This is a genomic window from Micrococcus sp. Mcc89, from assembly GCF_024519795.1.
Lineage (GTDB): Bacteria > Actinomycetota > Actinomycetes > Actinomycetales > Micrococcaceae > Micrococcus > Micrococcus luteus.
Map to the genome: position 1 here is coordinate 1 of NZ_JALJRI010000103.1, position 11861 is coordinate 11861.

The 11861-nt window shown below is 74.4% G+C and carries 11 protein-coding genes, 1 pseudogene and 1 riboswitch; of the genes and pseudogenes, 6 read left to right on the forward strand and 6 right to left on the reverse strand.

Annotated elements, in window-relative coordinates; translation table 11 throughout:
* Positions 1-360: 360 nt before the first annotated feature.
* Together NR072_RS09575 and NR072_RS09580 are read right to left on the reverse strand one after the other, a co-directional pair.
* Positions 361-564, reverse strand: coding sequence for a cold-shock protein (locus NR072_RS09575; RefSeq protein WP_020628179.1), 204 nt, complete (start codon positions 562-564; stop codon positions 361-363).
* Positions 565-802: 238 nt separating this feature from the next.
* Entirely contained in the window at positions 803-1327 is a 525-nt protein-coding gene (locus NR072_RS09580) for a flavin reductase family protein (protein WP_061867666.1), read from the reverse strand.
* 73 nt (positions 1328-1400) lie between these two features.
* A riboswitch (SAM riboswitch) is annotated at positions 1401-1520 on the reverse strand.
* Positions 1521-1712: 192 nt separating this feature from the next.
* Between NR072_RS09580 and NR072_RS09585 the strand changes: the two genes are divergently transcribed.
* Complete coding sequence (locus tag NR072_RS09585; RefSeq protein WP_225941377.1) at positions 1713-2327, forward strand: hypothetical protein; 615 nt, start codon at positions 1713-1715, stop codon at positions 2325-2327.
* Positions 2328-2374: 47 nt separating this feature from the next.
* Here NR072_RS09585 and NR072_RS09590 read toward each other — a convergent pair.
* A pseudogene (locus NR072_RS09590) lies at positions 2375-2742 on the reverse strand (RNA-binding S4 domain-containing protein).
* A gap of 10 nt (positions 2743-2752) precedes the next feature.
* Positions 2753-4069, reverse strand: coding sequence for a histidinol dehydrogenase (gene hisD / locus NR072_RS09595; RefSeq protein ID WP_135040549.1), 1317 nt, complete (start codon positions 4067-4069; stop codon positions 2753-2755).
* Positions 4070-4200: 131 nt separating this feature from the next.
* Between hisD and NR072_RS09600 the strand changes: the two genes are divergently transcribed.
* Positions 4201-5766, forward strand: coding sequence for a mechanosensitive ion channel family protein (locus tag NR072_RS09600; RefSeq protein WP_256837033.1), 1566 nt, complete (start codon positions 4201-4203; stop codon positions 5764-5766).
* A 16-nt stretch (positions 5767-5782) separates the two neighbouring features.
* On the opposite strand, the gene NR072_RS09605 is transcribed toward NR072_RS09600, so the two are convergent.
* Complete coding sequence (locus NR072_RS09605) at positions 5783-6319, reverse strand: universal stress protein (protein WP_256837035.1); 537 nt, start codon at positions 6317-6319, stop codon at positions 5783-5785.
* 72 nt (positions 6320-6391) lie between these two features.
* Complete coding sequence (locus NR072_RS09610; protein WP_145950678.1) at positions 6392-7207, reverse strand: MBL fold metallo-hydrolase; 816 nt, start codon at positions 7205-7207, stop codon at positions 6392-6394.
* 12 nt (positions 7208-7219) lie between these two features.
* Here NR072_RS09610 and NR072_RS09615 point away from each other — a divergent pair, with 12 nt between their 5' ends.
* From NR072_RS09615 to NR072_RS09630, 4 genes are all read left to right on the forward strand, one after another.
* Positions 7220-8371 carry a glutathione S-transferase family protein gene (locus NR072_RS09615; protein ID WP_256837036.1) on the forward strand — a complete coding sequence of 384 codons (1152 nt, stop codon included), beginning with the start codon at positions 7220-7222 and terminating at the stop codon, positions 8369-8371.
* Between the two features lie 200 nt (positions 8372-8571).
* Positions 8572-9339 carry a LamB/YcsF family protein gene (locus NR072_RS09620; protein ID WP_101967505.1) on the forward strand — a complete coding sequence of 256 codons (768 nt, stop codon included), beginning with the start codon at positions 8572-8574 and terminating at the stop codon, positions 9337-9339.
* Positions 9336-11096, forward strand: a complete 1761-nt coding sequence (locus NR072_RS09625; RefSeq protein WP_101967506.1) for a carboxyltransferase domain-containing protein — start codon at positions 9336-9338, stop codon at positions 11094-11096. Before NR072_RS09620 ends, NR072_RS09625 begins: the two co-directional genes overlap by 4 nt.
* Positions 11093-11861, forward strand: a 769-nt coding sequence (locus NR072_RS09630) for a biotin carboxylase N-terminal domain-containing protein (RefSeq protein WP_306231123.1), incomplete at its 3' end; no start/stop codon positions are given. The genes NR072_RS09625 and NR072_RS09630, both read left to right, overlap by 4 nt.

The following is an 11861-nucleotide window of genomic DNA, read 5'->3' on the forward strand; positions in this document are numbered from 1 at the left end:
GCCCCGCCGGCCTCGTTGGCACCGGCCCGAGTCAACAACGTCATGACCTCTTACAACTACCGGGCCGGCTTCGCGGTCGTCGCGCTCGGGTATCTGCTGGCCCTGGGCGTGGTGCTGCTGCTGCGTCGCCACGTGGGCCGGCGGGGCGCGGCCTGACGCGCAGGGCCAGGACGAGGCCCACCCCGGAGGACCGCGCCTCAGCGACATCACCGCAGTGCAGCCCTGCGGTGATGTCGCAGCGCCGCGGTCGAACGGGCGTACGGCGGAGTGCGCGGGCGTGCGGGACGCACGGAAGCGCACACGACGACGCCCCCGGTCCGTGCGGACCGGGGGCGTCGGAAGCCGTGCGTCAGGCGAAGATCAGAGCTTCGTCACGTTGGCGGCCTGGAGGCCCTTGGGGCCGTCCTGGGTCTCGAACTCGACGCGGTCGTTCTCCTGGAGCTCCTTGAAGCCCCCGCCCTGGATGGCGGAGAAGTGCACGAACACGTCCGCGGAGTTGTCCTCGGGGGCGATGAAGCCGTAGCCCTTCTCAGCGTTGAACCACTTGACAGTACCGACAGCCATGATGGTGTCCTTTCGATGTGCCCCCGCGGTGCGGTGGCGGTGTTGGACCGCGGCCCGGAGGTGGGACGCGGGTGAAGCGGCGAGACTGAACCGCTTGCCCAACACTCATCGACGCCGGCGATGCCGGGCTGACGAGCAGTGAAGATGGCGGGATACAGCTTGATCAACTTCAGGCTCCATCATTGCACGGATCTCGCCGACCGGGAACCAGGGGCCCGATTGTTCACCTGGAGTTCGCTCAGAGCGCGCGCAGGCCGTGGAAGAGATTGCGGTGCAGGGCGGCCGGGGGAGCGGCGTCCGTGTGATCCGCCAAGGCCGTCACCTCCAGCAGCACCACCGTGTGGTCGCCCGCCGGGACCTCGGCGTGCACCCGCGTCTCGAGCCAGAGCGAGGAGCCCCCGATCAGCAGGGCGTCGTGCGGGCTGCGGTGCACGTCGAGACCGGCGAAGCGGTCGCCCTCGCGGGCGGCCAGCTGACGGCACAGCGGCGTCTGGTCCGCTGCGAGCAGGGAGACGCCGATCGACCCGGCCCGGCGCAGGCGCGGCCAGGTGCGGGAGCTGTTCTGCGCGGAGAAGGACACGAGGGCCGGCTCCCAGGAGATGCCCACGCCGAAGGAGGAGGAGACCATCACCTCGGGGACGTCGTCGGCGAGGCCCGCCAGCGCGACGACCCCGGTGGGGAATGCCGAGAGGCCGGAGCGGAGGTTGCCGAGGGACAGGTCGGTGTCCCACGCGGCGGTGTGGGGTTCGTGGGTCAGGGTCATGGCGCGCGTCCTCTTCCGATGACTGGCGCGGCTCCGCAGACGGCGGGAACGCGGATCGCCCGGATCCGCGGAGGCGCGGTACTTGCCCGTCGGGGTGTCCGAGGGGCCGAATCATCACCTGGAGCACCCCACTACTGCGTGAGAGGGTTGCCGTCCCGCCGGCCAGGGCCGTGAATGACGGGAACTCGTGATTCTGGGGATCAGCCTACGGAGGGGTCCGTGGGGTGGTCAAAGCGCGGCGGTCGCGCGGCGTCATCCGAGCTGCCCGATGTGATGCTTGACACACCGTGCATCGCCAGCCAGGATCAAGCCACTCGAGAGGGGGGCTCGAGACCGCAGCCCGCGGCCCCGCAATCGGTTCTCTGAGAGGGATCGGATCATGCGGATGGACATCGAGAAGAAGCGTGCGGCATTGTCGGCCGCCGTGGTCGTCGCGGCTCTCCTCGGTATCGCCATCTCGGGATGCTCCGCTTCCCCGGGCAGCGTCTCCTCCACCGCGAAGGCATCCACCGCTGCGGCGTCCTCCGTCACCGTGACGTCAGCGGCCCCCTCGGCAACCCGGTCGGCCTCCGCCACCGGTTCGTCCGCGTCGTCACCCGCCGGTGAAGAAGCACTCCCCGCCGCGCTGTTCGAGGAGGACGGGATGACGTTGGTCGAGTACACGCGCCGGCATCCGGATGCGGGCTATCTCGACCCGGAGAAGGAGTCCGTCCTGGAGGAGGCGGTCGGGACGGGCACACAGCAGATCACCGTGGACGCCCAACAGGGTGCGGTCCTTCGGGTCATCGTGCTGTGTCCTTCGGATGCCACCGGTGAGACGGAGATCCTGACCTCACGGGGTGGCGGGGGAACGAAGACCTGGATGGCCGGGTCGGAGGCGCTGTGCGGCGGCTGGTCGGCGGCGACTCCCCCCGTGGATGAGGCGGGGCCGATGACGTTCACCGCCACGGTGGACAACGACAAGCCGTTCTGGATGGTGCTGACCGCACCCTCCGCATGAGGCCGCCATCACGACGGCGGATGACGGCGCGGGGAGGACTGAGTCGCTCAGCGTCGGTCGCGGCCGCGCAGCGCGTCCAGCTGCCGGCGGTCACGCTTGGTGGGCCGGCCCGCGCCGCGCTCGCGGTACGGACCGCGAGCAGCTCACGCGGCACGGGCGGCGGGGAGTGGTCCACATACTGCTGCCGGGCCACGGGGGCACCCACCCGCTTGGCGATCAGCCCCGTGACCTCGAGGATCCGCTCGCGTCCGTCCTGGCGCACCCGCACCCGGTTCCCGACGACGACGGGCGTCGCCGCCTTCACGGGCTCGCCGTCGATGCGCACGTGGCCTGCGCGTACGGCCGCCGTGGCCGCCGACCGGGTCTTGTACAGCCGCACGGCCCACAGCCACGCGTCGATGCGGACGCCGCTCACGCCCGCCCCCTCACGCGAAGCGGGCGCGGATCGCGGCGCCGTGCGCGGGCAGGCGCTCGTCCTCGGCCAGCACGCCGATCCCGTCCGCGACCTCCTTGAGCCCGGTCTCCGTGTAGCGGATGCGCTGCTGCAGGCGCAGGAACGTCACCGTGTTCAGACCGGAGGAGTGCCGGGCCGTCCCCGAGGTGGGGAGCACGTGGTTGGACCCGGCCGAGTAGTCGCCCAGCGGCACGGGGGCGTGCGGGCCCACGAACACGGCGCCGGCGTTGCGGATGCGCCCCACGAGGGCCTCGGGGTCGCGCGTCTGGATCTCGAGGTGCTCGGTGGCGTAGCGGTCGGAGACCTCCACGGCCTGGTCCATGTCCCGCACCAGCAGCACGCCGGACTGGGGGCCGGTGAGGGCCTCGCGGATCTGATCCTCGTGGAACGCCCCGGGCACCTGCGCCTCGATCGCCGCCTGCACGTCTCGGAGCAGGTCCTCGGAATCGGTGATGAGCACGGAGGCGGCCAGCGGGTCGTGCTCGGACTGGCTGATCAGGTCCGCGGCCACCCAGTCGGCGCGGGCGGTGCCGTCCGCGATCACGGCGATCTCGCTCGGCCCGGCCTCGGCGTCCACGCCGATCACGCCCTGGAGCGCGCGCTTGGCGGCGGCCACGTACACGTTGCCGGGCCCCGTCACCAGGTCGACGGGCGCGCAGAGCCACCCGCCGTCGTCGTCCTGGACGCCGTGCGCCAGCATGGCCACGGCCTGGGCGCCGCCGGCCGCGTAGACCTCGTCCACGCCCAGCAGCGCACACGCGGCGAGCACGGTGGGGTGGGGCAGGCCGCCGTGGTCCCGCTGCGGGGGTGAGGTCACCGCGAGGCTCCCCACGCCGGCGGCCTGCGCGGGCACCACGTTCATCACCACCGAGGAGGGGTACACGGCGCGGCCGCCGGGCACGTACAGGCCCACGCGGCCCACGGGGATCCAGTGGTTCTCCACGACGGCGCCCTCGCCGAGCTCGACCGTGGAGTCCTGGGGGTGCTGGGCGTCGTGCACGAGCCGGGCCCGGCGGATCGACTCCTCCAGGGCGGCGCGCACCCGCGGGTCGAGCCCGGCCAGGGCGGCCTCGAGCGCCTCCGCGGGCACGCGCAGGGCCGGCGGGCGGACGCCGTCGAACCGCTCAGCCAGCTCCAGCAGGGTCTGCTCGCCGCCGTGGCGGACCTGCTCGATGATCGGGGCGACCACCGGCACCACGGAGGACACGTCCACGTTCGCCCGCGGGATGATGCGGGACAGGTCCGCGGTGGCGGTGTCGAGCGGGCGCAGGTCGGTGACGGAGAGCACGGATTCCTCCAGGGGGGCGGCGGGCCGGCGGGACGGGGCGCGACGACGGCCGGGCCCGGACCGCGCGGACGGTCAGGCTCCATTGTGCTCTTCTCCGGGGTGCGTCCGGGGGCGGGTGTCAGACTGTCGTCATGGTCTTCCCCGCGCTGCCCGCCCTCGCGACCCCGCCCCTGCTGACCGCCCTGGACCGCCTCCTGGCGGGCGAGACCGTGCCGTCCGGGGTGGAGGGGGACATCCAGGACGGGGCGGCCGCCACCACCCGGGCCTTCGGCGTGGAATGGGGGACGCTGCTGACCGTGCTGATGGCGTTCGCGATCGGCGCGGCGGTCGTGTACCTGGCCCTGCAGGTGGCACGCGTCGTGCTCGTGCGCCGCCCCGCGTTCCAGCACGGCGCCGCACGGCTGAGCCTGCCGGCCGCCGTCGCCGCCGGCCTGCTGGCCTCCCGGATCTGGCTCGGGGTCATGGCCGAGGAGCAGGCCTGGTACCGGCCGGCGTCGTTCCTGATGCTCATCGCCGTGGCCGCGGCGGGCGCGTGGGCCGCGTGGCGCCTGGTCGGTGTGATCGAGGCGGGGATCCTCGGCCGCTACCAGGAGACCGGCGTCGAGCACTGCCGCGAGCGACGCATCCGCACGCAGACCATCCTGATCCGGCGCATCCTCAACGCGGTGATCGTGGTGGTGGCCGTCGCCGTGGTCCTGCTGGGGGTGCCCGAGGTGCGCTCGCTCGGGGCCGGCCTGCTCGCCTCCGCCGGTGTGATCTCGGTGATCGCCGGCCTGGCCGTGCAGTCCACGCTGACCAACGTGTTCGCCGGCTTCCAGCTCGCCTTCACGGACGCGATCCGGGTGGGCGACGTGGTGGACATGGAGGGCGTGTTCGGCACCGTCGAGGAGATCACCCTGTCCAACGTGGTGCTCAAGCTCTGGGACGGCCGCCGCATGGTCTACCCGTCCTCGCACTTCACCACCCGGCCGTTCGAGAACTGGACGCGGGTGGGCGCCGAGGTCTCCGGCGTCGTGGAGCTGGACGTGGACTGGCGCGTGCCCATGGACGCGCTGCGCGCACGACTCACCCAGCTGCTCGAGTCCACGGACCTGTGGGACGGACGCGAGCACGCGCTGCAGGTGACCGATGCGACCGGCGGCGTCGTGCGCATCCGCGCCGTGGTCTCCGCCCGCAACTCCGGCGACCTCTGGGACCTGCGCTGCCTCGTGCGCGAGGACCTCGTGGCCTTCCTGCGCCACGAGCACCCCGAGGGCATCGTGGTGCAGCGCATGGTGGACCGGCACCCCGCCCACGACGACGCGGCGCCCGCCTCCGAGGGATCCGATGCAGGGGCTCGCGGTGGCGACCGGACGGGCGAGCCGGGCCCGAACGGCTCCGGGGTGGCGGCCCGCGAGCCGCGCCCGCGCACCGCGCCGCTGCCGCGCGTCGACGGCGCCGATCCGCGCCCGGACACCCTCACCACACCGCTGACCCGCGTGGGCGACCACTCCGGCCTGTACACCGGCTCGATGACGGCGGTGCAGCGCAACCGCGAACTCGCCGGCCCGGGCGAGGAGGCGTTCGCCGAGCGGCGCGCGCAGCAGGCCAAGCAGGCGGCGGCGGACGAGGCCGGGCGGCGCAGCGGCGCCGGCTCCCACACGGACGGCCTCCTCGACGACGCCGTCACGCGCCGCCGTCAGGACGACGAGGACTGAGGCCCGGCGGGAGCGCTCAGCGCTCGAGCGTCGGGTCCCCGGGATCGACGGGCGTGAGCCGACGCCGCTCGGCCATCGGCTCGGACGCGGGCAGGCCGTGGGTGGCCGGGTCCGTCTCGGCGACGTGGCTCACGGCCTCGGGCGTGTGGTCCCCGTACTGCCGGTACTCCTTCACGCACAGCACGGGCTGATCGATCTCCTGCAGCAGCTCGTCCGAGACCGATCCCATGACGAACCGGCCGAAGCCGCCGCGGCGGCGCACGCCGATGACCACGATGGACGGGTCCAGCTCCGCGGCCACGTCCTTCATCTCCTCCACCGTGGACCGGCCGCGTGCGTACTGGCGGAACTCGGCCGTCACGCCGGAGGCGTCCAACCGGGCCTGCACGCCGCGCTGCTGCTCCTCCGTGACGAGGGACTTGGTGCGGTGCTCGCCGCCGGGGCCCGCATTGACCACCACCACGCGCTCGCCGGTGGAGCGGGCGATGTCCAGGGCGGTGTCCAGAGCGGCGTCCGCGGCCTTCGAGGGGGCGTAGCCGACGAGGATGGTCATGGGGTGCCTCCGCGGGGTCGAGGGACGGGTCTGAGGTCAGCGTAGTGCGGGCCGGGCCCGCGGCGGAGGGGCTCAGTCCTCGCGCAGGTGGCGCAGGTGCGCGGCCACCGTCTGGACGGCCACGCGGGCCACGGTGCCGGTGAGGCCGGGGTAGATGCGCGGGGCCAGGTCCTCGGGCGTGATCGTCGCCGCCTCGGTCTCGGGCAGCGCGCCCAGGGCGGCGCGGATCTGCTCCAGGCGGCCCTCGCGGTGGTGCCGGTAGTCGCGGGCGACGACGTCCAGCGGCTCCGGCACGGGCCCGTGTGCGGGCAGCACCGTGAGCGGACCCGCCGCCTCGAGGCGGCGCAGGCTGGCCAGGTAGTCGGTGAGGGTGCCGTCCGGGTGGTCGAGCATGGTGGTGCCCGAGCCGAGGATGGTGTCGCCCGTGATGACCGCGCCGTGCGCGCCCGCGTCCGGGACGGCGAACGAGTAGGAGTCCGAGGTGTGGCCCGGGGTGTGCCACGCCAGCACCGGGGTGCCGGCGACGTCGATCCGCTCGTCCGGCGTCAGGACGGCGGCCCCGCCACGGCACCAGTCCGGGTCCGCGGCGCGCACGGGGGCGCCCGTGGCCGCGTGGAACGCGTCCACCCCGCCGGTGTGGTCGGCGTGCCGGTGCGTCACCAGGATGAGCGCGATCCGGCGCCCCTCGGCCGCCGCGCGGACGCGCTCGAGGTGGGCGGCGACGTCGTCCTCCGGGCCCGGGTCCACCACGACGGCCGCATCCGAGTCCGGTGCGGCGACCACGTACGTGTTGGTGCCCGCGAGGGTCATCGGGGAGGGGTTCTGGGCGGTCACGCAGCGCACCAGCGGGGCGGGCGTGAGGCCGGGCGTTCCGGAGGTCGTGGTCATACGCTCGAGTGTATGGAGGATCAGCAGACCGGCCAGGCCGCGGACCGCGGCACCATCGACACGCGCGAGGGACTCACGGGCAACTACGTGCAGTCCGGGGCGGAGTTCACGCGGGACACGAACTACATCGCGGACCGGATCGTGGCGGACCCGGAGGCCGTGCGGGCCCTGCCCGTGGCCGAGCCGTCCACGGTCGGTCGCGTGGGCGGCGGGCTCACCGAGGGGGCCGAGGCGTGGCCCGTCGAGGCGGGCCGCTACCGGCTCGTGGCGGCGCGGGCGTGCCCGTGGGCGAACCGGACGATCATCGTGCGTCGCCTGCTCGGCCTGGAGGACGCGATCTCGCTGGGCACCCCGGGGCCGACCCACGACGAGCGCTCCTGGACCTTCGACCTCGACGAGGGCGGGAAGGACCCCGTGCTCGGCACCGAGCGGATCCAGGAGAACTACTTCACGCGGTTCCCCGACTACCCGCGGGGCATCACGGTGCCGGCGATCGTGGACGTGCCGACGGGCGGCGTCGTGACCAACGACTACCCGCAGATCACCCTCGACCTCTCGACGGAGTGGACCGCGTTCCACCGCGACGGCGCCCCGCAGCTGGTCCCCGACGCCGGGCCGGAGCGGGACGAGATGTTCGAGGTGATCGAGCGCGTGTTCACCGAGGTGAACAACGGCGTGTACCGGTGCGGCTTCGCGGGGTCCCAGGAGGCGTACGACGCCGCGTACGAGCGGCTGTGGACCGCGATGGACTGGCTCGAGGAGCGCCTCTCGACGCGCCGCTTCCTGATGGGGGAGCGGATCACCGAGGCCGACGTGCGGCTGTTCACCACGCTGGTGCGGTTCGACCCCGTGTACCACGGGCACTTCAAGTGCAACCGGAACAGGCTGACCGAGATGCCGGCGCTGTGGGGCTACGCGCGCGACCTGTTCCAGACCCCGGGCTTCGGCGACACGATCGACTTCGCGCAGATCAAGGAGCACTACTACGTGGTCCACGAGGACATCAACCCGACGGGCATCGTGCCCGCGGGCCCGGAGCTGGCGAGCTGGCTGAGCGAGCACGGGCGTGAGGCGTTCGGCGGGGACCCGTGGGGCGGCGGCACCGCACCCGGGCCCGTGCGCGAGGGCGAGCGCGTGGACCCGGAGCACACGCCGCTGCGGTGAAGTCGCTCGGCCCGGTCCGCAACGCGGGTTGAGTTGTCGCGGGTCCCGGGCTGGGACACCCGCGACAACTCAACCCGCGTTGGCATGCGGTGCGGGTGAGCGCCAGCAGGACGCGCCGAGGATTGTTGAACAATCCCCCCTCATGCCTCAAGATTGTGTGACCGGCACCTCAGCCGGGCCCGATCCGAGAGGACTGCACTGTGTCTCACGCGCCGCAGATCGACCTGAACTCCGACGTCGGCGAGTCCTTCGGCTCGTGGACGATGGGGGACGACGCCGCCATCATGCCCTCCGTCTCCTCCGCCAACGTCGCGTGCGGCTTCCACGCGGGCGATCCCTCGGGGATCGCCCAGACCTGCCGTGACGCGGTCGCCGCCGGCGTCACGATCGGCGCGCACGTGGGCTACCGCGACCTCGCCGGATTCGGCCGCCGCTTCCTGGACTGCACGCCCACCGAGCTGGCCGATGACGTCCTCTACCAGATCGGCGCCCTCGACGCGCTCGCCCGCGCGGCCGGCGGCCGGGTCCGCTACGTGAAGCCGCACGGCGCCCTCTACAACACGATCGTCCGTCACGAGGCGCACGCCCAGGCCGTCGTCGACGGCGTCAAGGCGTTCGGCTCCGACCTCCCGCTGCTGCTCCTGCCCGGCTCCGTCGCCCTGGACAAGGCGGCCGCTGCGGGGCTGCGCGGCGTCGCCGAGGCCTTCGCGGACCGCGGCTACAACCCGGACGGCACGCTCGTCTCCCGCCGCGAGCCCGGTGCGGTCCTCCACGACGAGGACGACGTCGCCACCCGCATGGTGCGCCTGGCCACCGAGGGCGTCGTCGCGGCGGTGGACGGCACGGACGTGCGCGTCGACGCCGAGAGCATCTGCCTGCACGGCGACACACCCGGCGCCGTGGCCATGGCCGCGGCCGTGCGCCGCGCGCTCGAGGGCGCGGGCGTGGCCATCAAGGCCTTCGCATGAGCGCCCCACATCACCCCGCCGCCGAGCCGCCGGCCCGCCCGATCCGCTGGGTCGGCACCCAGGGCTTCCTCGTCGAGTGCGCCTCGCTCGAGGACGTCATGGCCGTCCACGCCCACCTCACGGCCCACCCGGAGCGCGGCCAGCGCCAGGTCATGGCCGCCGCCGCGACCGTCCTGGTGACCTTCACCTCGCAGGCCGCCGCCGAGCACGCCGCACCGCGGGTCAGCACTCTCACCCCCGACGCCGGTGAGCTGACGGGGGGCCGCGTCGTCGAGATCCCCGTGGTCTACGACGGTGAGGACCTCGCCGAGGTCGGCCGGCTCACCGGGCTCGGCGTCGACGGCGTCATCCGGGCCCATAGCGAGGCCGACTGGTTCGCCGCGTTCGGCGGCTTCGCGCCGGGGTTCATGTACTGCGCCTCCGAGGCGGCCCCGTTCGAGGCGCCCCGCCGCAGCTCGCCCCGCACGGCCGTCCCCGCGGGCGCCGTCGCCGTCGCCGGGGCCTTCTCTGCCGTCTACCCGCGCACCTCGCCCGGCGGCTGGCAGCTGCTGGGGCACACCACCGCGGCCCTGTGGGACCTCGGCCGCGAGCAGCCCGCCCTGCTGCAGCCCGGCGACCGTGTCCGCTACGTCCCCGTGCGCCCGACGGCGTCCGTCACCTCCGGCACGGACGCGGCGGTCGACGCCACCCCGCCCGCCGACGCCGCGGCCGGCCTCCCGTCCGTGGCCGGCCGCCGCGGCGTCACCGTCGTGGACCCGGGGCTCCTGACCCTGGTCCAGGACCTGGGCCGCCCGGGCCTGGGCGACCTCGGCGTCGTCGTGTCCGGCGCGGCCGATCGGGACGCGGCGCGCCAGGCGAACCGGCTCGTGGGCAACCGCTCACGCGAGGCGGTGCTGGAGACCGCCCTGGGCGGCCTCACCCTCACCGCGCACGGCCACCAGGTGATGGCCCTGGCCGGCGCCGAGGCCGGCGGGACGATCACCGCGGCCGACGGCGCCACGCGCCGGGTGCCCGCCCGCACGCCGTTCGTCGTGCTGGACGGCCAGACGCTGACGGTGGACGAGCCGGTCGGCGGCCTGCGCGTGTACGTGGGCCTCCGGGGCGGGATCGACGTGCCGCCCGTGCTCGGCAGCCGCTCGACCGACACCCTGTCCGGGCTCGGCCCCGCCCCGCTGACGGCGGGGGACCGCCTCGCCCGCCGCGTCGGCCCGGATGCGAGGGGCGCCGCCGGCGCCTCCGCCGCGAGCCCGACCGCCGCCGGCGCCCCCGCCTCGGCGGAGGCCGGCGTCGCGACGGTGGGGGACCCGGAGACCTCGCTGCGCCCCATGCCCGCGCCCGGCCAGGTGGCCGTGCTGCGCGTGGTCCCCGGCCCCCGCGACGACTGGTTCGGCGAGGCGGGCCTGGAGCGCCTGTTCACGCAGGACTGGGACGTGAGCCAGCAGACCGACCGGATCGGGGTGCGCCTCACGGCCCCCGACGACGGCGCGCCGCTCGAGCGCGTGCGGGAGGGCGAGCTGAAGTCCGAGGGCGCCGTGCGCGGCGCGCTGCAGGTGCCGCCCTCGGGTGAGCCCGTCCTGTTCCTCTCCGACCATCCGGTCACCGGCGGCTACCCGGTGATCGGCGTCGTGGCCCGCGCGGACCTCAGCCTGGCGGCCCAGCTGCCGCCGGGCGCCCGCGTCCGCTTCGTCCCCCATCCCCGCCCCGGCGCCGAGACCGTCGTCGACTCCGCATCGCCCTCCGAGGAGACCCCCGCATGACCACCACCCCCGCCGCCCGCCCCGTCACGCGGGTGCTCATCGCCAACCGCGGCGAGATCGCCGTGCGCGTGGCCCGCGCCGCCCGCGACCACGGCATCGCCTCGATCGCCGTCTACTCGGATCCGGACGCCGACGCCCTGCACGTGGCCGTCGCGGACGAGGCCTTCCACCTGCCGGGCGCGTCCTCGGCGGACACCTACCTGAAGATCGACGCGGTCCTCGACGTCGCCCGCCGCGCCGGCGCCGACGCCGTGCACCCGGGCTACGGCTTCCTCTCCGAGAACGCCGACTTCGCGCAGGCCGTGATCGACGCCGGGATGACCTGGATCGGCCCGTCGCCGGACGCCATCCGCGCCCTCGGCGACAAGATCACCGCCCGCTCCCTCGCCCAGCAGGCGGGCGCCCCGCTCGTGCCGGGTTCGGACGGCCCCGTGCCGGACGCCGCCGCCGCGCGCGCGTTCGCCGAGGAGCACGGCCTGCCGATCGCCATCAAGGCGGCCTTCGGCGGCGGCGGCCGCGGCATCCGCGTGGTGCGCGAGCTCGGCGACGTCGAGGACGCGTTCGAGGCGACCGTCCGCGAGGCCGTCGCCGCGTTCGGCCGCGGCGAGTGCTTCGTGGAGCGCTTCCTGGACCGCCCCCGCCACGTGGAGGCCCAGGTCCTCGCCGACGAGCACGGCCACGTGGCCGTGCTCGGCACCCGCGACTGCTCCCTGCAGCGCCGCAACCAGAAGCTCGTGGAGGAGGCCCCGGCGCCGTTCCTCACGG